This window comes from Streptococcus sp. FSL E2-3494, from assembly GCF_038007085.1.
GTDB classification, from domain to species: Bacteria; Bacillota; Bacilli; order Lactobacillales; family Streptococcaceae; genus Streptococcus; species Streptococcus thermophilus.
This window is the reverse complement of record NZ_JBBOWN010000001.1, coordinates 801,648-828,424: the sequence shown is the minus strand read 5'-3', so window position 1 is coordinate 828,424 and position 26,777 is coordinate 801,648. Positions and strand designations below refer to the sequence as shown.

General features: G+C 38.8%; 18 protein-coding genes and 5 pseudogenes. 4 read left to right on the top strand and 19 right to left on the bottom strand.

Going from position 1 to position 26,777, the window contains the following annotated elements:
- The first annotated feature begins 24 nt into the window (after positions 1 to 24).
- A pseudogene (locus tag NST05_RS04315) lies at positions 25 to 1,274 on the top strand (ISL3 family transposase).
- 76 nt (positions 1,275 to 1,350) lie between these two features.
- On the opposite strand, the gene NST05_RS04310 reads toward NST05_RS04315, so the two are convergent.
- From NST05_RS04310 to galE, 7 genes and pseudogenes are all read right to left on the bottom strand, one after another.
- Entirely contained in the window at positions 1,351 to 1,800 is a 450-nt protein-coding gene (locus NST05_RS04310; protein ID WP_071417530.1) for an Rrf2 family transcriptional regulator, read from the bottom strand.
- A gap of 182 nt (positions 1,801 to 1,982) precedes the next feature.
- Complete coding sequence (locus NST05_RS04305; RefSeq protein ID WP_011681357.1) at positions 1,983 to 2,846, bottom strand: alpha/beta hydrolase; 864 nt, start codon at positions 2,844 to 2,846, stop codon at positions 1,983 to 1,985.
- Positions 2,833 to 4,125: a PTS transporter subunit EIIC gene (locus NST05_RS04300; protein WP_084828941.1), complete on the bottom strand. Its 1,293-nt coding sequence runs from the start codon at positions 4,123 to 4,125 to the stop codon at positions 2,833 to 2,835. The genes NST05_RS04305 and NST05_RS04300 overlap by 14 nt, the downstream gene beginning before the upstream one ends.
- A 188-nt stretch (positions 4,126 to 4,313) precedes the next feature.
- Positions 4,314 to 4,946, bottom strand: coding sequence for a nitroreductase family protein (locus NST05_RS04295; protein ID WP_014608498.1), 633 nt, complete (start codon positions 4,944 to 4,946; stop codon positions 4,314 to 4,316).
- A 92-nt stretch (positions 4,947 to 5,038) separates the two neighbouring features.
- A pseudogene (locus NST05_RS04290) lies at positions 5,039 to 5,726 on the bottom strand (DUF1275 family protein).
- Between the two features lie 64 nt (positions 5,727 to 5,790).
- Positions 5,791 to 6,633, bottom strand: a complete 843-nt coding sequence (locus tag NST05_RS04285; RefSeq protein WP_002951320.1) for an aldo/keto reductase — start codon at positions 6,631 to 6,633, stop codon at positions 5,791 to 5,793.
- A 136-nt stretch (positions 6,634 to 6,769) separates the two neighbouring features.
- Positions 6,770 to 7,770 (bottom strand): annotated as a pseudogene (galE, locus tag NST05_RS04280) (UDP-glucose 4-epimerase GalE).
- A 336-nt stretch (positions 7,771 to 8,106) separates the two neighbouring features.
- Between galE and NST05_RS04275 the strand changes: the two are divergent.
- Entirely contained in the window at positions 8,107 to 9,591 is a 1,485-nt protein-coding gene (locus NST05_RS04275) for a DUF1846 domain-containing protein (RefSeq protein ID WP_084828943.1), read from the top strand.
- A gap of 220 nt (positions 9,592 to 9,811) precedes the next feature.
- Here the strand turns inward: NST05_RS04275 and NST05_RS04270 are convergent, their stop codons facing one another.
- Positions 9,812 to 10,156, bottom strand: a complete 345-nt coding sequence (locus NST05_RS04270) for a hypothetical protein (RefSeq protein WP_011681366.1) — start codon at positions 10,154 to 10,156, stop codon at positions 9,812 to 9,814.
- Positions 10,157 to 10,423: 267 nt separating this feature from the next.
- Between NST05_RS04270 and NST05_RS04265 the strand changes: the two genes are divergently transcribed.
- Positions 10,424 to 10,687, top strand: coding sequence for a hypothetical protein (locus tag NST05_RS04265; protein ID WP_011227387.1), 264 nt, complete (start codon positions 10,424 to 10,426; stop codon positions 10,685 to 10,687).
- Between the two features lie 215 nt (positions 10,688 to 10,902).
- Here NST05_RS04265 and NST05_RS04260 read toward each other — a convergent pair.
- Together NST05_RS04260 and NST05_RS04255 are read right to left on the bottom strand one after the other, a co-directional pair.
- Positions 10,903 to 11,556 (bottom strand): annotated as a pseudogene (locus tag NST05_RS04260) (response regulator transcription factor).
- A 79-nt stretch (positions 11,557 to 11,635) separates the two neighbouring features.
- Positions 11,636 to 12,143 (bottom strand): annotated as a pseudogene (locus tag NST05_RS04255) (SSURE domain-containing protein); the annotation flags it as partial.
- Here NST05_RS04255 and NST05_RS04250 point away from each other — a divergent pair.
- A complete protein-coding gene (locus NST05_RS04250; RefSeq protein WP_084828944.1) occupies positions 12,139 to 12,348 on the top strand; it encodes a hypothetical protein in 210 nt (69 codons plus the stop codon). The pseudogene NST05_RS04255 and the gene NST05_RS04250 overlap by 5 nt on opposite strands.
- 45 nt (positions 12,349 to 12,393) lie before the next feature.
- On the opposite strand, the gene NST05_RS04245 is transcribed toward NST05_RS04250, so the two are convergent.
- The 9 genes from NST05_RS04245 to NST05_RS04200 form a co-directional block, all read right to left on the bottom strand.
- Positions 12,394 to 12,753: a hypothetical protein gene (locus NST05_RS04245; RefSeq protein WP_011681370.1), complete on the bottom strand. Its 360-nt coding sequence runs from the start codon at positions 12,751 to 12,753 to the stop codon at positions 12,394 to 12,396.
- A complete protein-coding gene (locus NST05_RS04240; protein ID WP_084828945.1) occupies positions 12,750 to 14,165 on the bottom strand; it encodes a Y-family DNA polymerase in 1,416 nt (471 codons plus the stop codon). The genes NST05_RS04245 and NST05_RS04240 overlap by 4 nt, the downstream gene beginning before the upstream one ends.
- A gap of 178 nt (positions 14,166 to 14,343) precedes the next feature.
- The gene (locus NST05_RS04235; RefSeq protein ID WP_252989142.1) at positions 14,344 to 15,522 is read right to left on the bottom strand and encodes a hypothetical protein; all 1,179 of its coding nucleotides are present in this window, start codon (positions 15,520 to 15,522) and stop codon (positions 14,344 to 14,346) included.
- 123 nt (positions 15,523 to 15,645) lie between these two features.
- On the bottom strand, positions 15,646 to 16,371 hold the full coding sequence (locus NST05_RS04230; protein WP_252989143.1) for a hypothetical protein: 726 nt from the start codon (positions 16,369 to 16,371) through the stop codon (positions 15,646 to 15,648).
- A 157-nt stretch (positions 16,372 to 16,528) separates the two neighbouring features.
- The gene (locus tag NST05_RS04225; protein WP_084828946.1) at positions 16,529 to 19,651 is read right to left on the bottom strand and encodes a type I restriction endonuclease subunit R; all 3,123 of its coding nucleotides are present in this window, start codon (positions 19,649 to 19,651) and stop codon (positions 16,529 to 16,531) included.
- Positions 19,652 to 19,684: 33 nt separating this feature from the next.
- Positions 19,685 to 20,929, bottom strand: a complete 1,245-nt coding sequence (locus NST05_RS04220) for a restriction endonuclease subunit S (protein ID WP_084828947.1) — start codon at positions 20,927 to 20,929, stop codon at positions 19,685 to 19,687.
- Complete coding sequence (locus NST05_RS04215) at positions 20,929 to 23,493, bottom strand: type I restriction-modification system subunit M (protein ID WP_084828948.1); 2,565 nt, start codon at positions 23,491 to 23,493, stop codon at positions 20,929 to 20,931. The genes NST05_RS04220 and NST05_RS04215 overlap by 1 nt, the downstream gene beginning before the upstream one ends.
- Before the next feature lie 311 nt (positions 23,494 to 23,804).
- Positions 23,805 to 24,023, bottom strand: coding sequence for a hypothetical protein (locus NST05_RS04210; RefSeq protein ID WP_084828949.1), 219 nt, complete (start codon positions 24,021 to 24,023; stop codon positions 23,805 to 23,807).
- 557 nt (positions 24,024 to 24,580) lie between these two features.
- Entirely contained in the window at positions 24,581 to 26,674 is a 2,094-nt protein-coding gene (locus NST05_RS04200) for a glycosyltransferase (RefSeq protein WP_084828950.1), read from the bottom strand.
- Between the last annotated feature and the right edge of the window lie 103 nt (positions 26,675 to 26,777).

Below are 26,777 nucleotides of genomic sequence, written 5' to 3'. Positions count from 1 at the left end.
CCAAACCATCATTAGGAAGAACTTATGAGACTTATTAAGAATAACACAGAATTAATCGGAATTAAAGACCAAAATATCAAGATTTCACTTGTTTTTGAAACTGACACTCATATCGAGATTAAAGCAAAACTTGATTACCCTGCACCATCATGTCCTCATTGCCATGGAAAGATGATCAAGTACGACTTTCAAAAGCCTTCTAAAATCCCTCTTCTCGAGCAAGCGGGAACGCCAACTCTACTACGTCTGAAAAAACGTCGTTTCCAGTGTAAAAGTTGTAGGAGAGTAAGGGTGGCTGAGACATCTATCGTTGAGAAAAACTGCCAAATCTCCAATCTAGTCCGACAAAAAGTTACACAACTCCTAACTGAGAAAGTGTCACTAACTGATATTGCAAGAAGACTTCGCGTGTCGACGTCCACTGTCTATCGTAAGCTTGATCAGTTTACTTTCAAGGAACATTATGACAAACTCCCTGCTGTTATGTCCTGGGATGAGTTTGGGTTCAAGAAAGGGGAATTGGCTTTTGTGGCGCAGAATTATGAGACAAACGAACTCATAACCATCCTTGATAATCGCCGCCAAACTACTATACGAAACTACTTTTTGAAGTATCCATTGAAAGTCCGACAACAGGTACAGTTTATCACGATGGATATGTCTGGAGCTTATATTCCACTGGCTCGCAAGCTCTTTCCAAACGCAAAAATCGTTCTTGATCGTTTCCACATCATCCAGCACCTTGGACGTGCCTTTTTAAAGACAAGAATTGCAATTATGAACCAGTTCGATAAGAAGTCACTACCCTATCGAGCCCTGAAAAATCACTGGCGACTCTTCCAAAAGGACAGCCGTAAACTATCTCTCAACTCTTTTTATTCAAAGACTTTCCGTCAAACTTTAGCACCACATGAAGTTGTTGCGAAGACACTAGTCTTTTCAAAAGAGCTTACTGACTACTATACACTTTATCAGCTTTTGCTTTTTCACTTTCAGGAGAAGAGAGTAGATGAGTTCTTTGAACTGATAGAGGAAAATAGGAGCAAGGTCAATCATTATTTTCAAACTGTCTTTAGGACTTTTCTTAGACACAAGCAATACATCAAAAACGCACTAGAAACGGACTATTCAAACGCGAAACTTGAAGCGACTAATAAGTTGATCAAAGACATCAAACGTTTGGGCTTCGGTTTTAGAAACTTTATCAACTTTAAGAAGCGTGTCTTCATCACACTGAACATACATAAAAAAAGGACCTATCCGGTCCTCTCTAGATGTTAGCTTTTCGTCACCCACTACAGTTGACAAAGAGCCATAATTTTCGATTTCTTATCATTTAAGATCTAAAAATCAAGCTCCAGTTTCTTTCCAGTTATCCTTAGCATCCTTTAAAATACCAGCTAAAGTTTTCTTTTCGAGTTCTTTTTCCATTGCCATTTGAACATCTTCTAGGCTCTGATCCAAAATACCATGAATATTACGTCCTACTGGACACGCTGGATTAGGATTGTCATGAAAACTAAAGAGTTGCCCACTTGGACCGATGCTATCCACCGCACGATAAACCTGTAAAAGGTTAATTTCCTCTGGTGCCATGGCTAATGTCGCTCCTCCACTTCCCCTTTGAACAAAAATCAAGTCTGCTTTCTTCAGTTGTGACAAGGTTTTGCGGATAATAACTGGATTGACACCCACACTACTCGCCATTAAATCACTGGTTAGCTTAGTTTCATTTCCCTTATTTTGTGCTATGAGGGTCAAAATATGGACAGCAATGGTAAAGCGACTTGGAATTTGCATATCAAGAACCTCTCGTTAATCTTTTTCTTTTCAATCAATTATAACAAAACCAACGTTGTAAAACAAGGAGTTACAACAACTGAAAGAGTTCCTCTTACACTAAAAAAATAGAGCTATCATAAACTCTATCCTTTTGTATTTGAAAATAAGTAACTAGACTAATAATACATAGTATTATTAGTCTAGTGAGGCTCTAACTTGGTCTTTTGCTTCTTGCGAAGACCTTGTCCTTCGATATGTTGTTTGATCAAGTCCACTACTTCATCATTGGTTGGTAAATCCGAGTGTTGGGCATCTTCACCTGTAACAGTGATTTCAGTGTAACTTTTTGCCTGATTCTGATAGATATATTTCCCAGCGGACACACTAGCATCAGGAACCAGCTCGTCCGAATCATAGGTAATGGTTCCCGCTACCGAATAGACATGCAGGGTAGACGGAATATTCTCTTTAGCAGCTATAAAGTCTGCTAGCATGACCGATTTATTTTTAATATTGGTTTCAGTGAAATTATAGGGCGTTCCGATAGTCATCAAAGAATTTATCTTGACATCGTAGTCGCTAAGATAATTTTCAATAAAAGCCGTATAAATCAAGCCACCATTTGAATGTGCCAACCCTTTAAAATTATTGAAATTGTATTTATTCTGCAAGGCTTCAAAGGCCTGATTCATCATCTTGGATTGTTTCTTAATATTGCTATAGCCATCCTTATTATTTTCAAATCCGATAACAATAATAGGTTCATTGTCATTTTTCCTGATTTTACCCTCAAAGGTGATACGCCCATTATTCCAAACCTTAACCTTGAGGAGGCTATGCTTGGTACCACGACGGTCTTGATTAAGCTTACGGACTAGGCCATCAAATCTATTTTCCGTAGCAGAGCTCCCTGGAATCATGATAATGGGAGACAATTTTGAATTATAGAAAGTCTCTATTTCCTTGACATTTTTCCTAGTCCAACTATAGGATGGGACGGCTAGACCAATGAGAAAGAGAGCAACAAGGATAAAGACCAACTTAGTTTTTTTATTTAGTTTCAAGGCTTTCTCCTTCCTCTTTTAGACCGTGTTGTACCTTATTAGACAGACGCACAAATGGAATAAAGATAAGAATGTCGACTCCCAAACAGAGGATACTAATAGCTAGAGCTCGTAAGCTACCCCCAGTTCCGATAAAGGCGTAAAGAAGACTTGGTGTGCCATCTGGAACTGGATAAACCGCAGCTGGCATAAGATGGATAGCCAAGGACACCGCAGCAATACCTATATTTACCATAGGTGCCAGTAGGAAAGGAACCAAATAAACTAAATTTAACAAGACTGGTATCCCCACCATAAATGGAGCCCCATAGTTAAAGAGACTAGGAAAGACACTTAGAAGACTCACCTTCTTATCCTTATAACTGGTTGATGCTAAAAGCAGAGCCACCAAGAGGGCTAGCCCTGAGCCAATGCCAGCAACCATACCATAACTATGATAAAGGTTTGTTAGCGTATAAAGGTGGGGAAGCCCAGTCGTCGTATGATGAGAAACAGCATAGGTCAGATTTTTCAAGGCAAAACTATCCTCGGCAATGGAATTTGGGGTAAAAACCTGATTATTCCCAATCCAAGCAGAAAAAGTGTTCAAAAGTCCCATCATAAAGGTTGACAACAGATGATTATCAGTTACAGTAAAGGTAGAAGTAAACTTCCTAATCGTTTGAAAAACATTAGCTTGATCTCCAATAACAAGAAGAAGGTTAAGCCCAATAGCTAAAATGAGTGATAAAAAAATGGGACGAACAGTCTTTGGTTGATAAATATAGTCCTTATCCACAATCTGATCATCACTAGCTCTCGAAAAGCGAAAAATCTGGCCAACCAGATACCCCACAAATATAGCCAAAATAATGTTGATTGAATCCGGTAAATTGATACGAGTCAAGACACCATCGTTTAGCGGTGACAGCAACAGCTCCTGCGATCCTATAATCAAGCTAACCAAAAGGGATGTCACACCAGCTGTACCAGTACTTCTACCATAGTGACCAGCTGTGTATTTTCCTGCAAAATAGGTTGATAAGGGCCCTGCTAAGCCACCAAGAAAGTTGGAAAGATTAATGAGCACCTGCCCAGTTATCTTAAAGGTCGGTAACCAGTCAGAAACTGAAAACAGCTGATTGATATAGCCCATCTCCGAAAAAACAGATAGTGAAATCACCCGAATAATTCCTGAAATCAGAAAAAATGGAAAGAGCGAAATCAAGGTCTTTTGAGTAATCTGGACAAAGCCCCGCTCACGAAGCCAGAGAAACCTCAGGATCAAATAGTCTATCATGAAAGACTCCTAGAAATTGGCAAAAGTAAACTTTAAATGCAACGTTTTCTTACATTATAGCACAAAGAAAGAGGCCTCACCTTAATCCTGGGTTACACCAACTTCTCAATCTTACTAAAAATACTTTGTTATCTTTTAATACAAAAAAACATGAGTCTCCACTTTTGAGACTCATGGCCGATTATTTATTAAGCAAAAGTAGTCACATCAGAGGCGTCCAAACGAACAGACTCAAAGCCTTCTTCATCAGCTTTCCCAAGGGCAATAATCAAAATAGGCACATGTCGGTCTTCATCAAGACCAAACGCTTTGGCAAGACCGTCTTTTTTATAGCCACCGATGGCATTTGTATCGTATCCATAAGAGCGAGCAACGAGCATTAACTGCATAGCAGCAAGGCTAGAGTCGATATGGACAATTTCATTCATCACTTCGAAAGGAGCTTTCTCATACATTGGTACAATGCTTGATAGTTGTTTCTCCTTGACCTCTTCTGGCATTTTTCCTTGAGTAACGGCCTTCCCATAGATTTCTTCTGCTCTTTCTTGGCTCTTCAAATCGGCAAAAATGAGAACCATGGCTGAGGATGTTTCATTTTGTACACCATTGTAGCTGACAAAAGGTTTCAATTTATCTTTGCCTTCTTCGCTATCAACGACAACAAAGCGCCAAGGTTGCATGTTCACTGATGATGGTGCCGTAACGGTTTTATCCAAGATTTCCAACATTTCTTCACGTGGAATCTTGACAGAGGTATCAAACTTACGAATGGAACGACGGTTATATACAATATCTGAAAAATCATTACTTACTATAGGCATCTTATGTCTCCCTTTTATCATTAGACAATATTGATATAACCAAGATTATAACACAAGACTATTTTTATCAAAAACAATTACTACAAAAATACCTAAAGATTGGTTTTCTTGAGTCCCAGACGTTTCACTTCAGATGAATAGTAAACCATGATGGTAAAGAGGCTGAGTGTGATTAGCCAGATTGACTTAATATAAATGAAGCGCATGAGAAGAGCTGATACAACAGCACCAAGCACAAAACTGCCTACGACAAAGCTATAATTGACCGCCTGGCAACGATATTCTTTCTGATCCTTGCTACCCTGAATAACATAATAAAGTGCCGTCAGCATCCTTCGATAATTTCCTGAAGTCATAAAAATCACAAAGGGGTGATTTTCAATCTGACTACTGGTAAAAGTCTTCATCATGACACCCGCAGAAAATGCAATAATCGGAAGCTCTATTAGAGCATTTGGCCATAAGAATGGTAAAATAGCAGTCATCACACAAAGAGGAAGTAGACCATGAACACGACAGTAAGCATTCTTACGATGGTCTTTAAACCACATTCCAAAAAGAAAACCTATGGAAAAGAATAGAATAGAAAAACATCGCAACATGTTATGGTACATGCTACTACTACGCCAGTCAGCAACTAACAAGAGAATATTCCCCGTCTGAGTGGCAACCAAACTATGGTAATACATATGACAAAAGACATTCCAAAGCTCCCCCCGAAAAACTGAGCAAATTGGCCATCATACGTGTATTCTGAGGCAAAAGATTTCGAGACTCCATTACGTAACTCCCATCTATAAATAAAAAAATGATAGTTTTATTATAGCAAATCTAAAGAAACACACTAAAAATTAACTGTGTCAGGATCAACCTGAGTTTTGATCCCTTGAATCTTATCCAAGACTGCCATGTCTTCCTCTGACAAATCAAAGTCAAAGATATCCAAGTTGGCTTCAATATTTTTTGGTGTCACTGACTTAGGTAGTGGTAAGAAACCTTTTTGAAGGCTCCAACGTAGGGCAACTTGAGCAACAGATTTTCCATTACGTTCAGCCACTGCTTCAACATCTTCATTCCCAAAAATACTACCAGTACCTAGTGGGCTATACGCTTCAAGAAGAATGTCACGCTCTCGGCAATAGGCAACCAAATCTTCTTGGGTACAACCTGGAGCCAAGAGAATTTGATTGACATGTGGAACAATTTCAGCTGTTTCAAAAAGAGCTTCTAGATGATGTTGCATAAAGTTAGACACACCGATAGCACGCACCTTACCTTCTTTGTAGGCTTCTTCCATTGCCTTCCAAGCCCCTGCATTGCCAGCCTTCCAAGCATCATTCTCACGAAGTGCCTTTGGATTTGGCCAGTGGATGAGAAAAAGATCCAAATAATCCACACCTAATCTTTCGAGAGATTCGTCGATAGAGGCCTTAGCCAAATCGTAATCGTGCTTGTCATTCCAGAGTTTAGTCGTTAGGAAAAGATCCTCACGCGCCACATCACTATCAGCAATCGCCTTACCTACAGAAACCTCGTTACCGTAGATTTGTGCTGTATCAATATGTGTGTAACCAGCCTTAAGTGCGAAACTAACGCTATTGTAGGCTTCTTCCCCTTCTGGGATCTGCCAAGTCCCAAAACCAATTTTAGGAATAGTAACCCCATTTGAAAGTGTATATGTTTCCATCCTGTTCTCCTTTTCAAGTTGTAATAGAATTATCTTAAAAGATATCAAATAAAAATGCAAAGATTTGCTATGGACTATATATAGGAAAAACTCCAAATTGCAGTTTTCTATTAGGTGGTGCTCCTATTCCTTATGATTAATTTCTATCGTCATAACCTTTTAGATGGCTTGAATGCCATGCCCAGGCACTTTCGATGATTTTTTCGACATTGTCAAATTGTGGTTTCCAACCTAGGACTGTACGAGCCTTTTCAGAGGATGCAATCAATGTATCTGGATCACCAGGACGACGACCTGCTTTCTCAGCTGGAATTTCTTTACCAGTAACCTTACGAGCTGCTTCAAGGATTTGAAGATTTGAGAATCCTGTTGAAGATCCTAAGTTGAAGGCTGTTGACTCATTGCCCTTACAGAGATACTCCACTGCTAAGAGGTGGGCATCCGTTAAGTCGAATGGATGTACATAGTCACGAACATTGGTACCATCTGGAGTATTGTAGTCGTCTCCAAAAATTATGATTTTCTCACGAACACCTTGAGCCACTTGGAGAATAATTGGCAAGAGGTGGGTTTCAGGACCACGATCCTCACCAATCGAACCATCAGGTTTGACACCCGCCACATTAAAGTAACGAAGAGGAACATACTTGATGCCGTAGGCTTGGTCTGACCACTTCATGATAGTTTCCATCATAAGCTTACTTTCACCGTAAGGATTGATTGGGTTTTGTGGTGTGGTTTCAAGGATTGGAATTTCCTCAGGAATACCATAAGTCGCAGCTGTTGATGAGAAGACAATGTATTTGACACCACATTCGTTCATGACCTCAAGCAACTTCACCATACCAGAAGTGTTATTGTCAAAATATTTAAGTGGTTTTTCCATAGACTCAGCCACAAGTGAGTAAGCCGCAAAATGAATAACCGCATCAACATCAGGATTTTCCTTAAAGACTTTACGCATAAAATCTTGATCTGCTAAATCCCCCTCGTAGAATACAGCGTCTGGATGGACTGCCGCACGGTGACCCGTCACCAAGTTATCCACGACAACAACTTTTTCTTGGCCCGCTTCAACCAAACGGTCCACCATGTGAGAACCGATGTAACCAGCCCACCTAAAACTAAGATTGCCATAAATTTACCTTTTTCTTATTTTTCTATTATGAAAACATACTTCTAGTCTACGAGACCAACTTGAGTTAAGTAAGGTGAAAGAGGATAAAAAATGGTCGCCAACAGTTAGTTGGCAAGCATTTTTCCTTTATGAAATTAAATATTCTAAAGCGATTGTTATCTAGAAATCTAACTGCTGAGATGAGAACCCAAATTAAATAATAACTCTAAAGGACTATCATAAAAAATACGTTTCATGATTGACTTTCACACTCTTTTTTCTCCCATAATTCATCTCTCACCAATAGCATTTACCTTCGGCATTTGATATAATTTTTCTCAGAGGTATTTTTATTTATGAAGAAACAAGCTTTTAGTTCTGAACAGTATTTGAATCTACAACGCGACCATATTTTGGAGCGTATTAACCAGTTTGACGGTAAGCTCTACTTGGAGTTTGGTGGAAAGATGTTGGAAGATTTCCACGCTGCCCGTGTCCTTCCTGGTTATGAACCTGACAATAAAATCAAGCTCCTTCAAGAGCTTAAAGAGCAAGTCGAAGTGGTTATCGCCATCAATGCTAGCAATATTGAGCACTCTAAGGCTCGTGGTGACCTTGGAATTTCTTACGATCAAGAGGTCCTTCGTCTGATTGATAAATTCAACGAGCTCAATATCTATGTAGGTTCTGTTGTTATTACGCAGTATTCAGGTCAACCTGCGGCTGACGCCTTCCATAACCAACTGGAAAAAAATGGCATCACGTCTTACATCCACTACCCTATCAAGGGCTATCCAACGGATATAAACCATATCATTTCTCCTGAAGGTATGGGAAGAAACGACTATATCAAGACTAGCCGTAACCTGATTGTCGTTACCGCACCTGGTCCTGGTTCTGGTAAATTAGCAACATGTTTGTCTAACATGTACCACGACCAAATCAATGGTATCAAATCAGGTTATGCTAAATTTGAAACATTCCCAGTTTGGAATTTGCCGCTTCATCACCCAGTTAACTTGGCCTATGAAGCTGCCACTGCCGACCTTGATGATGTCAATATGATTGACCCATTCCACTTGGAAACTTATGGCAAAACTACGGTAAACTACAACCGTGACATCGAGATTTTCCCAGTCCTCAAACGTATGCTTGAGCGCATCCTTGGTGAGTCACCTTACGCTTCACCTACGGATATGGGTGTTAACATGGTTGGTTTTGCCATTACGGATGATGAGGCAGCTAAAGAAGCCTCTAAACAAGAAATCATCCGTCGCTACTATCAAACCGTTCTTGATTTCAAAAATGAACGTGTGCCTGAGACTGCTGTCAAGAAGATTGAGTTGCTCATGAATGATCTTGGTATTACTCCTGAAGATCGCCAAGTGGTCGTTGCAGCACGCGCTAAGGCTGAAGAAACAGGTGGTTCTGCTCTTGCCCTCGAATTGCCAAATGGTCAAATCATAACTGGTAAAAATTCTGAACTCTTTGGTCCAACTGCAGCTGCTTTGATTAATGCTATCAAGACTTCTGCAGGTATTGATAAGGATACTAAACTTATCGAGCCTGAAGTGGTTAAACCTATCCAAGGTCTGAAAATTGACCATCTGGGTAGCCGTAATCCTCGTCTACATTCCAACGAAATCCTCATTGCCTTGGCTATTACAGCTGCCAACAATGTGGATGCGGCACGTGCCATGGAGGAACTTGATAACCTTAAGGGGTCTGAAGCTCACTCAACTATAATCCTTACTGATGAAGATAAAAATGTTCTTCGTAAGCTTGGTATCAATGTCACATTCGATCCTTACTATCAATACGACAAATTGTACCGTAAGTGATAACTGACTATAAACATCAAAGACCTCAGTTTTAATAACTAGGGTCTTTTAAAAATGACTTTAGCTTGATAAAGAAAAAAGGGAAACTCTATCGAGTTCCCTTTTTGATAACTAATTTTTCGTCTCAACCCGTTCCTAATAAAAAGGGGTGGCCTAGCATTATTATGAAAAAAATGAGTTAAAGGTATCAAACAGAGGGCTAAGCCACTCCCGATTCTAATCAGCCTACGATTTCTAACTTGAGAAAAGGTAAGCTAAAAAGCAAAACTATAGTAGATAGAACAGCAACAAGTGGGAGGTAACGACCTCCAAAAAGGTAGAGAAGCAATGGAGCTATCGCTATCAAATGATTTAGAAAATTGCTAGTAACCCGAACGGTTTGTCCATCCTCCACAGTAATAGTGTTGGACTTGTAACCCAATTTACCAACACTCAATCGAGCTTTTGATGATGGTAGGGAAACAGTCACTGCTTCCACACCAGAAACCGTCCCGACAAGACTAGTGTCTACTCGAATGGGACTCTTTCTAGCCACCTTACTAGCTTCTATTGTAATACTAGCCACTAAGCATCTCCTTTTCCTATCTTCTACTTATAGTATACACTTTTTCGAAAAGCTTTCACAAGATAATCGACTATTAAATCAAGGTTCCTTTACAATTTTGTGCCTTTTCAAAAAGTATTGGATATCTTGATTGCTATATCACTATCCACTTTTCCTTCAAAAAATCAATTATTTTTGACAGGAAATCCGTTATAAGATATTAAGATATAATGTAACAACGTCGTTTACAACTAGTTGGTAATAATGTAAATATAGAAAAAAGGTTACATGAAATCATATAAAGGAATTCTCCTACTAACCGTAAGCATTGTTCTTACGGTCTACGTCTGGTTAGCAACGGGCATGACAAACTTCGTCACTCCCGGTCTAGCTTTAACAACCTTATCATGGACTTTTATGTTGGCAACACGATCACGACTTTTAGAAAAACTCTTTAACGGAATTGAGAGAATGTACGCTATCCACAAATTTCTTGCCATCTTATCAGTTATTCTCCTTGTCTTCCACAACATCGGTATGGGGAGTCTATAGGGGTCCCGTCTAGCTGGTCAGCTAGGAAACCTTGACATTCATACTTTCTTGGCCATTGTAGTTCTGGCCTTTCTTGGTAAAAGTCTCAAATACGAGACTTGGCATTGGCTTCATCGGTTGGTTTACTTAGCCTATATTTTTGGTCTCTCCCATGTCTATTTGATTATAGTTTTTTTATTTCATTTTCAATCTCTTGGTCTTTCCATCTTATAGCCCTAACCCCAAACAGTTTTGATAGCAGGAGTATTTGAATTTGTATACTTGGTCAACTCTTGCCTCAAAGCATGGATATGAACATTGAGTGTATTGCTATCATCCACATATTCCTCTTGCCATACCGTCTCGTAAAGTTCCGTCTTTGAAAAGGCTCTCTCAGGATTGCTAGCCAATATCCATAGAAGTTCAAAGGATTTCACTGTCAATTCCAAAGATTGGTCCCCTATGTGAACCTCATGAGTCACATGGTAGATTACTAAGTCACCAAGATCGATCCGCTCTGTCTCACTTCAACGGCTAAGGCGACGTAAGATATTATTCACTCTTAAAACCAATTCGCGCAGGCTAAACGGTTTGGCTATGAAATCATATCCCCCCAAACTTAATCCATAAATCTTATCCTGCTCGCTTGTTTTAGCAGTTGTAAAGAGAAAGGGTTGATTAGGAGCAATATATTGAACCTCACTGATAAAATCATAACCGTTCATATTGGGCATCATGATATCTGTGATGATGACGTCAATAGATTTTTTTCTGAAAAGTTCTAATCCCTCCTTGCCATCATGAGCAACTAAAACATCGTATCCCGCCTGTAAAAAATAGCGGTTTTGAATATCTATCTCATCATCAACCAGCAAAATTGTCTTTTTCATCTGACGCTCCTTTGATAAAAACAGTGTTACACATAGTCAGTATAACACTATTTATTCTAATATTTAAATGATTTGAATCTTAATCTTCTCGTTTGGTTGTCAAACCTAAAAGTCCAACAAGACCTGCCAAGGCTAGACCAAACATACCAAGGCCAGCTGTAGCCGTTTGAGCTTTCCCAGTATTTGGTAGTATAGGTTGCCCATCATTTTTCTTAGTCTTAGCCATGGAATTATCTGTGGAATCAGCCATTCTCATCTCTGAAACATGGGCCTCTTTCGTCATATATTTAATTTTGTTCATTGAGTCTGACGTAGAAGAAGACATAGGTTATCTGATCTCCTTGAGGAGTTCTGGACATCATTTCTGATCCATGAAGTCGAATCGTTACTTGATGAGTAGCAACTAGATTGCTCAAGTCTGGTTTGCCATCTTTAGAACCATACACTTTGACAGTAGCTTGGTAAGTGTGAGTGCCATTGGCACGAAGTTGGTCTAGAAGGGCTTGTCCTTCTTTGCCTGTCGTGTTACCATTCAAATCTACTTCTTAGAAATATTGGCCTTTAGCCAAGCCTTTTGGAGGTGTGATTGTATCTTTAGGTAAGTGGGGTTGGAATAAATATAAAACACATAAGGAACTAAAGGCAGAAGAAAAAAACGAAATAGAAACTATTAAGGAAACAAGTGCAAAGGATTATGCTGAAAATCTATTGAATGAAGCAGATAAAGATGATGAAATTGTCGATATTATCATTGATGAAGATGGTTCAATCATTACAGTTGATTTTAGTTAATCTAGTTAAAAAGCAACAACCACATAATATAGGTTGTTGCTTTTTTTAGTATATGTGATTTTCCAAAAGATGAATTTGAAGAATATTGTCGAGTTGGACTAATCTATACCCTTCATTAGTCTTTATTGATATTTCCTTACGAGACAGTTCTCTCACTTCACCAAATAAAGTAATTTTCCTATCACGATGTTTGATAGTGAACTGCCCTTTAAGTTGGTTGGCATAGAGTTGAGAAAGTAATAAGAGTTTCTGAGGTTTACTTAAGTCTGTTGAAAAGTCAACACGATATTTAGCAGCATGTAATGATGAGGTATGTTCGGACAGAAAGAACCCCATCCACTTTTGCATCCCTGGATCCTGGTATTCTCTTGCTGCTTGAAATGGTAAATAGGAACGATCAATCATTTTAAACCAACCAATCCTCCAGCAGAATGTCCTCCGATGAGCCTACTTCTGGCAATACTTCTCGATGCACCGTCAAGTGCATTAGCTTTTAGTAGAGAGGTAAAGCCAAATTGGTCTCTGATAGAATCTATTGCTGTCTGGAGCCTTTCTTCTTTTTCAATTTGTTCGACATCATCGAACAGTGAGATTAAATCAAAAGATTCATCTACAAAACCAGAATAATTAACCGCTACACTTCGGATTGCTCCTGAAGTGTATTTATTATGGAATAACTTCAACACATAGTTTGTCAGCTTGTTAGTGTTATTCGTTGGTTCAATTTTCATTTGAGTATTGATAGAACGTTTGTTTTCTTGCTTAGAGTAGCCAAGGTGTATAGAAACAACAGTCGCTTTTTTGCCTATCTTTCTCAGTCGGATAGCAACTTGCTCGGCCATCTCTCTAAGGACAATCTCAATATCACGTTGTCTAAAATAGTCTCTAGGGAGAACCTGGGAGTTGCCTAGACCTTTTGATTTGGGTTTATAGGATTTATGAACGTTACTTTCATCAATACCATTAGCATGAAACCATAAACGAAGGCCAGCTACTCCTAGTTCTTTCTTCAAGATATCTGGGTTAGCATTTGCCAAGTCTTTGATTGAATGGATACCTAATGTGTTGAAGCGTTTCTCCATTCTTTTACCGATACCCCAGAAATCCGTCATGTTTGGAATAGCCCATACTTTCTGCTCTACATCCTCATAGGACCAATTAGCCCTCATGGTTGGAGTTTTCTTTGCTTCATTATCAAGGGCAAGTTTAGCTAGTAAAGGGTTAGCGTTGGACATACCAACGGTTGAATAGATACCAGTTTGTCTCCAGATGTCTCTTTGGATCCTTGATGAAATAAGGTCGAGTTTTTGCTTTCGAGACAACTGCTTATCTGGAACGAAGTAATTAAGAGAACTAGATAGGTCAATAAAACCTTCATCTATAGAATAAGGGTAAATATCATTTGGACTACCATAGTTTTGAAAAATGCCTTGGATTTCCATATTAACTGCGATATACTCGTCCATTCTGGGAGGAACGATGAAAGTCACTTTTGCCCAGTCTTCAATGAATCGCACGTATTCTGGATCTGTTCTCAGTCCTTGTTTCTTGGCATTGTAGTACGAGAACTTTCTTGTTTGAACATCAAAAGGGAGGTCGTATGCTCTTCCTACGTTTGATTTCCCAAATACTTTCTTAAATATCGGTGAAGAAGCTAGGATAAGACCTGCAGAGTTATCAGCTCTACTCATAACACATAGAGAAGTCTTTAGAGGATGTAGCCCTCTCTCAACACATTCTACGCTAGCATAGAAAGACTTCATATCAATAAAGGCAATATCACTGCGAGGTTCCCTAGTGTAATCAAAATATCCCATGTGTTACCTCTTTTGTTAGTTTATATACTAACAAAAGTATAGACTATTTTCGTGAGGTTTTCAAGTGTTACAGTGTTGCCAATAGTATTTGAGAGTAAAAAAACACCAATAACTGTGTAATTGGCGTTTTCAGTAGTCTTCTAATTCATTTTAAAAGGAGTATCGAGTTATAAGTAACTTATTCAGAACTTCCCATTGATGATGACTCGGTAGAGGCATTAGAGTTATTGCCTCCGTTGCTATTATCTAGGACATTGGCACCCAAGAGCGAATTATAACCATTTTCATCAACATAGCTATGGTATTCAGGATTTAACATTATATCATTTGATGATTCGGGAACCCCAGAATCTTGTTGTTGTGCAGGTGTTTTTGGGGTGCTTCCAGCTACAGTTCTGGTGTCACTATAAGCTGATTCACTAACGGTTGCTTGAGTAGAGCTTGAACTAGACGATGATGGTTTCGTAGAGGATGAGGTTTCCGTTTTTGAGGTGTTTTTGCTTGTGCTATCATCTTTAATCTCAATTAACTTCTCATATATTTTTTGCGTCAAAGCATTTTGTTGCGATGCCGTTAATGATGCTGCGACACGAATAACAACCGTTCCGTAAACATAGTGTGACCCAGGGTTGATGACAGTTGGAAGGCCATCGAAAGCACTTAAATAGTCATTTCGTTTTTTGGCATCTTCTGCAGTTTTATAGACTTCAACACACCCACCTGCATCCGTACCTTTTGCTACTAAATCAGCACCAGGAACTGGATTAGTTACTTCGTTGTCAGCGAAATAAACTGCTGCCGTATAACTTCCTTGCTTGTTTAAGCCTTGGTTTGGATCATTATCTTCTGTGGCTGACTGAACATCTGAAATCGTATCAATTTCCTTAAGACGACTTTCCACAAATGTATTGGAAGGATTTGTAATTTGTTTTAACTGCTTAACACTTGTTGAATACTTCTGGTTTTTATCTTTAAGTACTTTTATCTCTGTTGTGTAGTTAATTGGTTTTTTTAGTGATTTAACTTGTTTATTGATGTCGCTTGTTTTCTTTTTGATTTTAGGAATTACTTGTTTTTTCTTTTCAGCAGTTGAGACTTCGTTTTTTAACTCAACCGTCAGACTTTCGTCTAAGGGTTTATCTTTACTACTAAGTAGTTCCTTAGATACTTTGATTGTTTCCTCTATGCTACGGTTTTCTTTTTGAATTTTGGCTGTCACTTCATTAAATGACTGTACCGCTCTTTGATGTGGTGAAATTGCAAGTACATAGTACCCTATACCGAAACAAAATAGTACGATAAGAGAAATTATGGCACTTTTCTTTGTATTAATTCTTTTCATAAAATCAGATTTCATTTTTAATCTCCAAAAATCAAGTGTTCGTTACCTCAAATAGCTAACGGGGACTTCCTATTAAGTATTCTGTTTTTATTATACTTAAATATTCTCACATTTTAAAGTAGTCTTTTGATTATTATTCTAGAAAATTATTGGAGTTGAGAAGTGAAATGTTGCGCGTGGTATGCGATTCAATACAAAAAGGATAGCATATAGTGATGTTATCCTTAGTTCATTCAATGTTTGTTGTGCAGGTCCTAAAGTTGCTGCTACTGTCCGAATAGTACTTTGAGTAAGCTCATTTTGACTTTCTTCATCTGTGATTACACGAGGTTTTGGAAAGTTTTCGATAGGCTCTTCATGTTCTTTGGCTTGTTCAAGTCGTTGGTGTTGAGCTTCTGGGCCCCAGTCTTTTTCTGCAGCAATCTCAGAGACCATAAAGGCACTATATCGATATGCCTCTGGAACAATCGTCTGGATTTGTTCTTTGGTGAAGCGGTCTCCCTCACTATAATCAACGACATCCCAAATTAGTCCGCCATTGCCATCTTCTCGTGCTGCAAGGAAGTGTTCGCATCCAATAGGATTTGAGAGGTTGATCATAAAGAGTTCTTCAGACCATTTTCCAGTCATTACAGCATCAATGATTGTTTTATATTCATCGTCCGAGGCAAAATTAAGATGCCCGTCCTTTTCAGCTTTTTGAGCTTCACATAATACCTCAAATCGTTCTTGGTGCCGTTTATCTAACCCCCCAGCCAACGAAATGATGAAATCATTATCATAGGTAATTGCCTTATTAACAGCCGAACTGCATAAGAACAATGAGACAACCATCAGAACCGCAAAAAGTAGTTTTTTAGGCATAGTCATCCCCTCCTAATTCCATTCCCACCACTATTATACCATTTAAACAATTCCAACCCGAAAGAAACCTAGTGTATAATAACCGTTCTTTATATCGCCTATGATACCTCTCAAAATTCAAAGAGCCAGGAAAAATCCTGACTCTTTATTTGAGTTATCACTTATATTTCTGTTTGATTTCACGCATCCATTTTTGAAGAACAGGACCTAATTTCATATTAAGCATCAACTTATTGCCTGCAAAGGTATTGGTAGCTTTATCAGGATCCAATGTTTTAGAGATATCATCACGAAATGGAATCTCTTCTGGCTTGATAAGACTGTACTCTTTAAGCGACTTACTAAGTAAATCAGCATCAATCCCCCACTCGGACGCAAATGCTTTAACTTCTTTGAATTGTTGTTTGTCCTGCCAATCCTGAAAGGCTTCATCAAAATTGCTAGTAGCCGGAATGTGACCACCTCGTAATTCTTCATTAACAAAACGTTTCAAAGACTCAGCCTTTTCATGTTCCCCAAGGTTACTCAACTCTTGGATTTGCTCTTGAATTAAGACCAAATTATTATCATTGATTACAATATAACCACCTTCTGTTGTCGTCTTATTTCCAATTAACTCTAAGATGCTCTGAGCATCAATGACTTGAGATCCTTGAAGTTTAGTTCTCCCTTGTAATTCTCTAATGACTTCCTCTTCTGGTCCATCTCCACCTCTAGGGAAAAGGTTTCTATAAGCACCTATATACTGAAGCCACTTATGCTCATCAAGGCCAAAACGCTTATTATCCCAGACAAATTCATAATATTGTTTAACAACATTTAACTGTTTAGCAGCTTCTTCGAATGCTGCTTTAAATCGTTTTTTGCCGTCTTCATCGTCACGTAGGTCTATCCATCGTGTTGGGTCTGAAAGTTCTTGGATGAGATTAACCATTCGCTTATTCAGTTCATCGACAGCATCCTCATACTTAGCAACGATAACTTTACTATTATTACCCCCGCTACCATAAAGTTCAAGGGCAGCCCTAACAAGCTCTTGTGTCATTCTTGGATATTGGAAATTAATAATCGTTCCGAATTCTTTAGAAGAACCAAAAACACGATTTGTTCTAGAATAAGCCTGAATCAAGCCTTGAAGTTCAAGACGTCTATCAACATAAAGGGTGTTAATACGTTTTGAGTCATAACCTGTTAGTAATTGGTCAGCAACAATAAGAATATCGATATTCTTAGGGTTTCTACCACTGCCCCCACGTTTCATACGGTCTGTTACATCTTCAAAGTAGGCTGCTTCACCATGAGTCTTATTACCAGGAACAAAGGAAATACCAGTAAAACTAGCATAATCTTCAAACATCTCATCAACGACTTCTTGAGCAATATTATCTGGATCATTCTCGTTTCCAAAGCTAAACGTCATGGCGACATTGGGTTTAGCTTCACCATCTTTAAATTTCTCAGCAATTTGTTTCTTAAATTCATGGTAATAAGCAATTACACGCTCTTTATATGCAGCCGTGAGGATTGCATTAAACTCTCCGTTTTGAGACTGTTCCTGCCAACCATCTAGCACTTCTTCAACTACTCGTGGAATATGAGTCTCATCTTGGTAGATTAAGATACCTTCTTCTGCAGCCTTGCTTTCAACCTCCAAATCATCCCACTGATAGACCTCTCGTGCGATGGCTTTCTCACCTTTTTCTGGGTGTTGCTCAGATAAGGTCTCAATCAGTTGCTCACGGAGTTCATCATAATTTCTAAACTCGCCTGTATTGATGTAATCAACATGAAAACCTAAGACATTACCGTCCGCAATCGCTTCATCGATAGTGTATTGATGGAGCAAGGGGCCAAAGAGCTTTTCAGTCGTATTAATGAGCTCGCTACGTTTATTGACTTTACCTTTAGCCTTATTTTCATCAAACAAAGGTGTCCCGGTAAAACCAAAGAACAAACCATTTTGAAAGAAATACTCTTTAATTTTAGCCATCATACCACCCATAGTTGTCCGATGGGCCTCATCAATAATAAAGATTATTTTCTTCTCTTTTAGGCTATCATCCTGTCCTTTAACAAGACTTTCAACGAGGTTATATAGTTTAAAGGTTGTTGTAACAACAATCCCACTCTTAGCAGACATCAATTGTCTTCTAAGTTGATAGGTGCTTTTTGTATCATCCACATTTACCGATTCATAAACAGAATAAGCCTTAAAAGCTTCTGAAGTTTGGTCGTCAAGATCACGTCTATCTAATAAGAAGACTACCTTATCATACTCCGTTCGAGTGGCTAAAACCTGAGCTGTCTTAAAACTTGTGATGGTCTTTCCTGAACCAGTTGTATGCCAGACAAAACCACCGTGCGGTATACTATCATTTGGCGAGCCAAAAACGGCCTTTTCAATGGCTTGTAACGCGTGGACTTGATAAGGTCGCATCAACATATGACGGCGATTTTCTTCAAATTTATCTTCATTTATTATCAAATAATCCCCAACCATTTGATGGGCCATAGGAATCTTTAAGAAATGTTCAATGACCTCTCGATAATCAGTCAGAATACGATGACCCAAGAACTTACCATCAACTTGACTTTTTCTCACAAGCGACCAGTGGAATACAAAAGCAGGGTTGAAATCGTTGAGTGTTTTAGGTGTCGCAAAGTAACGTGTTTCAATCTCACTTGTCACAACCATCATTTGTGAAAATGCCATGAAGTTATTGGTATATTCACCATCACGATAATAACGCTTAAATTGTCCAAAGGCTTCGTCTAATGTTTTATCCGTACGTTTTTGCTCAATATTAATTAATGGCAGTCCATTAATTAATAGGACAATATCAAATCGGTTATTATAGTCAGTCTGTACTTCACGCGCAATTTGATAATTAGAGTCTCCACCACTAACTTGAGCCTTTCTCAGAATCGTTAGGGTGATTTGTCGTCTAGTAACATCTGGGTGACTGTCACGATAGATACCGTCGATTTTACCCGTTGAACCTTCCATTGATAGGATCTTTGCGGCTTCATAACTATTTGATATCTGTTTGACCTTCGCCATAACCTGCTGGAACTCATTATCCGTCAAGGCAACACCCTCTAAGATGTCCGCATTGATACGATTTAGTTCATCACGCCAGTTATTAATAAGGTCTTGAACAGTTACTTTATGTAGATTACCATTAAGTTTATCGGGAGCTTGCCACCTAAACTTCGTTAATTCTTTTACGAAATTTTCCTGAAATGCCTTTTCTGAAGCATTTTTTGGAGCATTACTCATACGTGTCCTTTCTATCTCAAACTGGAGCTGATGTTACACGAATAATTCATTCAAATAAGCTTTTTTCAAATCTTTTAGTTTGTCTAGTTTTTGTTGTTGGAGAGTGATTGACTGATCAAGCTTATGGAAAAATTCGCCAATTTGTTTCTGTTCATCTAATGAAGGAAATGGTATTTCTAAACTTCCTACTTGTTCTAAAGATAAATTTGGCTGTGCCCCAATTGTTGGATTACTGAGAATAAAATTAGTAATAGACCCACTCTTAAGTGCTATTGCTAAATACCTTAGATTAGATCTTTTATTTCTAATAATAGCAAGAGCCTGATTTGTATTTGCTGGTAAAATTCTAGATTCTACTATACCTATTCTACCTAATGTACCAGCAATCGAAAATAAAATATCATTCTCATTAAGTTGTGATCGTTTTAAATACCCATTATGTTCTTCGCTAGAAATTTTAGAACATGATAATATTTTCCCGTTAGAAGCATCTAAATTTTCCACTTTTATAAAGTTTACTTCACCTTCTCCAGATTTCTCTAGAGGAGTTGTTCCCTTCGTTATCAGGGATGTGATTTCTCGAAGTTTCTTCGTACTCCACTCCCCTTCAAAACCAGGTAAACGACGTTTCGGCACGCGCTCACCTTCAGCTGGAAACATTTCTGAGAGATAGGCTTTTTTCAGATTTTTGAGTTTATCAAGTTTATGCTGATTCATAGTGATAAGGCTATCAAAATCAGCTAAAAAATTACCAATCAGTTCTTGCTCATTAACGTTCGGACAAGCGATTGATATATCAGAGACAATTTGTTTGTTAAGTCCCCCACGGCTTCCATCTCCGGATGATATCAGACGGAGTTCATCATATCGTTTAGATAAATTCTGAAAGACAAATTCATAGTTTAGTGTTTTATCTGGTTCAATAGCGGCAACTGATTGATTAGTTGTTAACGGAATATTATTAACCGCAACCATTCCACGTGTCTTTCCTTGTCCAGCTAATGCAATGAGAATTGAATGTTTTTTCACCCAACGAGCACTAGAGTTACGAATTCCATCATTTGAAATCATATTATCAGTCTTATCAAGTCTTCTTTTATTGACTTCTCCTGACGACATCCAAGGTATCTCTTTAGGTTCCCAATAACTAGATATAGAAGTATTCGGTGTCCCACCTGTTAGAATATTGGCATGATCCCCTAACTTTAATTGTTCCCACTCACCATCTAATTCAAACTCTTTAAACCGTCTTTTGGGTAGATGTTTACTATTCGTCATTAAAGCACCACCAATTCCTTCATCATTGCTTCCAGTTCTTTTTCCAGTTTAGAGATTTCATCATCTAGACTATCTAATGTTTCAGAGTAACGTTTGTTCAATTCGTCTATCACTGCAATCTCAGACTTAAGAGAGGATTCTACTAAGTCCTCCACTTTTTCGATAACTGAACCAAACCATTTTTTGTAAAGGAGTTGGTCTACTTCTTCATCTGTCAATTGAAGAATGCGATCAGCCACTAATTCTTTTAACTCTTGCTCTTTGGTCTTAATCATTTTATTGACAGCCGATTTTTCTTTGGTCAAGTCATCGACTTTCTTGAGAAGGTCATACTCAAGAGACCCTTTTTCAGCCTCTTTCAAACTTGCTTTAATCGACTTGCCTTCAAAACTGTCTTGGGCTTCACCCTCTTCATTCTTTTTAAGAGAGTCAAAGAGTGCATTGTACTCATCACTATCTTCTACCTTAGCATTTTCTACAAGCTCACTCATTTCGCTTTCAATTTCAACAATACGTGATTTGAAAGCCTCAATTTCAGCTAACTCTTTGGCATAAAACTCACTAGCAATAAGACTATTTGGAACAACAACCCCATTCCAACCGTCTTGAACTGGTTCTTTTTTCTTCCCTTTTTTGACCATATTAGGCTCACGTGTTCGACCAGCTTGGTAAAATCCTAACTGTTCAATAAACTCTGAGTCATGTTCAAGACTATTAGTCCAAATCTCAGCAATCATCTGATAGCCGTCATAACTGTCAAGTTGTTCAAAGGCTGATAGCTGATGTTTGATATCCGCTAACATGGCTTCTTTAACCTGTCTAGAGCCACGTTCCTTACCAAGCTCATGCAACTGGGTCCAATAGGTATTCAGATAAGCTTCAACTGTTTCTTTCACTTGTGTCATTGTCTCTTGAACGACAGTGCTAGATAACACCTCATCTGAAAATGCATCAATCGTTTTGTTTAAAGCCAAATAGCCAGGACGCTTTTCAGTGAAGGCTTGTTCTAAAACATCTGGTACTAATTGATTGAGAATCTTCAAGTTTTCAATATTCGCTTTTGGAATACCTCCGTATAAGTGGGCATCAACATCGTGAGCAATCTCATTGTCTATAGCTGTCACGTAGCGAGGAATGTTCATATTAAACTCATTGCTGATGAGTTCCTTTCGACTCGCTAAATGACTATATCCTTCTTCTTCTGTACGATTACTGTATGTATCTACAATCTTAGCAATATCTTTTTCTTGAAGGACATTTTGCTTCCCTACTTTAATAAAGCTATGCGAAGCATCAATAAAGAGAACAGGCTCATTTAAGTCACGATTCTTCTTCAAAATGATGATACATACTGGAATCCCTGTATTAGAGAATAGATTGCTTGGTAGACCAATAACGGTATCAATCTGATTCTTTTCAATGAGCTTCTGACGAATCTCGCCTTCTGCACCTCCACGGAAAAGCACCCCATGAGGTAACACAATAGCCATTGTACCAGTAGTTGATAGGTGATAAAGCCCATGAAGTAGGAAGGCAAAATCCCCTTTTGAATCTGGAGGTAGTACACTTACAATTTCAAAGCGTGGGTCTGAAGCTTTTAAGCCAACACGGTTCCAATTCTTAATCGAATAAGGTGGGTTCATAACAACCGCATCGAACTGTACACCTTCATCTGGACGCTCAGGATCTTCTGGCCAGTCTTGTGCAAGGGTATCACCGTTTTTAATGCTCATTTTCTCAGGACGTACACCATGAAGTAAGAGGTTCATACGTGTCAAGTTGTAAGTCGCTGTATTTTTTTCTTGTCCGTAATAGCTAAGAACCTTCTGCTGCTCTTCAGATAGATGTTTTTTTACAGTCAAAAGAAGTGAGCCTGAACCAACGGTTGGGTCATAGATAGAGGTTAGAGACTTATTTGTCGCAACTATCTGAGCCATGACTTCACTAACCTGGTGAGGAGTGTAAAATTCGCCAGCCTTTTTCCCAGACTCCATAGCGAACTGCCCAATCAAGTACTCATAGGCATCCCCTAAAATATCACTCTTTTGGAGAGCAACCATGTCCAAGTCTTCAAATAGACGAATAAGTGCCTGGATGTTCTTGCTTCGTGTATTCAAGTCACTACCAAGAGCTGTATCAGACAAATCCAAAGTTGAGCTTGAGAAAAGACCATTAAAATCATCTGTCTCGTCTGTTGAAACGACACTACGTTCAAATTCGCCTAGACTTTCAGTAACCGTCTGAACTTCAAACCGTCCTGTATTCATGTCATTCAGCCATTTTTGATACAAGTACTTAGGTTTGACTACATACCCCAAATTATCACTGATCATCTTCTCCAAATCTTTTCCGTATAATTCGTGGGCCTTTTGATATTCCTCAAACACGTCCACATCAGTAGAAAGCCCTGATAGTTCCGCAAAGGTTTTGAGTGTTTTGTCACTCAGAAATTTATAGAACATGAGTCCTAACATGTAGTCCTTGTAACGGCTAGCGTCCATTGAACCACGAAGCTCGGTAGCTCCATTCCACAGACGTGCTTTGATTTCTTCTGACGTAATCATTTGAGTCTCCCTTTACTATTTACCATTTTGTTTGCAAATTGCTATCTCTAAAAATGTTGTTACCTAGGCTTATGGTAACATTTCCAAGATAATATCCTCTTGATTATACCATGAAAGCAATGAAAACATAAGGAAGACCTTTTCCAATAGAATACAAAAAGGACATGAATCTGCTTTAGTCAGAAACATGTCCTTTTTGTATTCTATTGGAATTCTATCAGTATTTTGTTCTTATGAGAGGCGCCTGTAGCCCATCCTCCGTTCGCGATCACATCAAAAATATTCTCACCGTCTATATTATTATCAGATTATTAATCATCAAAAATGCTACTTTGATCCAACTGGAAAACAAGCCAGAGGAAAACGACTTCTGCTTGATAATAAATAAAATTCTTCTGATTCGCTTCTTCAATGAGTTCTACTTTTCTCAAGGTTAACATTTGATTTATACTATCATCAAATTCGGAAAGAAATGCTATCTTGGTGAGCATACCTATATCCTTTTTTGAAAAAGATTCTACACTCTTCATAGACTACTATCAAGACTATTTCGAAAGAAGTCTAGATAGAAGCACGAACTTGTCCAATAGCCAGTGAACCGTCCTGTTTAAAGTACATCCACTGGTCATCACCTACTTGGAGGTAGCGACCGTTAGCGAGAATACCTGATTCTGGCTCATAGTAATATTTAATGCCATTTTTTCGATACTTTCCCTCTTAGATTGGCTACCATCTTCCTTGAAGTAATAGAGGTAACCATCAATGCATTGACATCCAGGGTGACAAGCCTACTGAAAAAAGAGACATAGAACTGAGGTTCCCACCCATCATGGCACTAGAGAAACCCAAGGAACCCATGGATTCCCCAAAAATATTTGCATTTTTTCAAATCCACAAATGGTAGAACCAAGCGATTTCCTAAACAATAAATAAAGAGGAAAAAGATGGTCCATAACACACATTTGGTGATTATCGATTGACTAATTTTTTTCTGTTACTCCTATTTCCTGCCCTATAGACAGGCTGATGTTATGTCGTTAGAAATGAGACATAAACTAAATTGCAGCCCACTTATCCAAATAATGGATTACAGACTCTTCTTACGCATCTGGCGAATGGTCTCAGCCATCTCCTTCCAACGATCTCTTGAGTAGGTTTGCTGATTATGTTTGGTTGACTTGAGGTCCTCAAATCCTAAGATTGGTTTGTTTTCAAACCTAAAGGCATCAAGAATTTCCACTACTTTTCTACCTGGATTAATATCCAAAAGCAAGTCACTAGTACGCACCAATTCCAAATCTAGCCCATTTAAACCTGCAATGGCTGAGTAAACTGTCACATTTGGATAGGTAATCAATTGGGCCAATTTGTCTGTCACATGCTGGCGTGAGGCAATTTTAAACTGTACCTTAGGAAGAGCCGAGATAAGGTCCGTCAAATGAGGGATTTCTGAAATGTTGGTGTAGACCAAACAAGTAAATGGACGGCCCTTAGGATAAATCATGTCCTCTGAAAGTGGCAATAAAGCGGCATTTTCGGCAACCCCTGACCAATCCATTTGAGCATAGAACCACCAGACCTCGCGATAAGCTTGGCAAGCCAAAGGTAACCAGGGCTTACGGTGTGAAGTATAATGTAAAACCTTAGGATAGTCTTGACCATTTGGCAAATGGTAACCAGATAGACTAGACTTGGTCACAGCGTAGTTGTTGTCAAAAGACAACGTCAACCAGTTGTTACAAAAAACCATATTAAGAATTGACTGCTCCGCAAATGGTACCTTATCATGCCATTCGCTAGTCATGTCAATTAAGTGACGTCTCATGTTGTACTGCTTCCAATAAGCCGTATCAATCACCATGAAGCCTGCATCAAACATTGCCTGACGATCCTGACCTTGAACAGCATAGTCACGTACAGCAGCCAAAGGACGGCCTTGCAAATCAAGGGTAAAGAGGTCTTCCAGAGAACCGGTAACCACCATGTCACTGTCCAAATAAAGAGCTCGTTCCTCAGACACAAAGTCCGCCACAAAATAGCGAAGATAGCTTGCATAGTTGCTATTAGTCTTGAATTGCTTGATATGACTACTATCCACACGACAGTTAATCACTTCACTACCAAAGGCAGCCAAATGACGGTTTAGTCCTCTAAACCACTCTTGAGAGAAATCATCGTTAATCAAGTAAAAACGAATGTTACGATGATGGAAAACGATGGATTTGATAGTCGTAAGCACTTGGTAAACATAAGTATAGTTAGCCGCAAGAACAATAGCACGCTTTTTAGTCTCATAACGTTGAGGAGCTAAACTCAAGACCTGGAATTTCTCCTGAATGGAGCGGTAAGCATCAGAATCCCTGAGACCTTGCTCCTCCACATTTTTCAAGCAAGCCTCTAGCATCTGACGGTAGGTGACCATGTATTTCTCCAAAGGGAAACCATGACTAGCAACAATAGCCAAGCGTTCTTCCATGGCATAAACCAAGGTCATCATCCAGTCTTGCATCCAAGTCGCTGATGGCATCTCTGGACTCTCACGATATACATAAAGTCCCTTGTTGAGATAAACCGTACGCTCACTCATGAGATAGGCTTTAAGGTTGAAAAAACCATCCTCTCCTGCATGCTCTTTCGGGAAAAGCAAGTCATTAAACAAGGAACGTTTGTAGAGTTTCCCAGTGGCTGAGATCAGAGCAATATTGATGTTATTGGTTTCTTCAAAGAGTCCATCAATAATCTGAGCTGGTGAATAAACCTGCTCATAATAATCTTCATCCTTGATATAAAAATAAAAGAGATCTTCCGATTCCTTATAGACACTGTAATTGGCTACTGCGATATCCGCCTTATGAGCCTGAAGCGTCTTATAAAGTTCCTCCAGATAGGTTGGCTCTACCCAATCCTCAGCATCCACATAGGTGACGTAAGTTCCCTTAGCCTGACGAATACCAATATGGCGAGCATCTGAAAGCCCTCCATTATCTTTTTTAAAATAGAGGATGCGAGAATCCCTAGCGGCATAACTACGGCAAATGGCATCACTATTGTCTGTTGATCCATAATTGATAAGGATGATTTCAAGATTTTGATAGGTCTGACTCAAGACACTGTCTAGACAGGTCTGGAGTTGATTTTCTACATTGTAAACGGGAATAATTACGGAAATTTTTTCTGTCATTTTTTATTTCCTATTTTTTCTAGCTAGTACATTTTTTATTTTCCTGTCTCAAACTTTCATAAGATAGCAAGGAACAGTCTAAGAATCTGATAAGTATTTTACG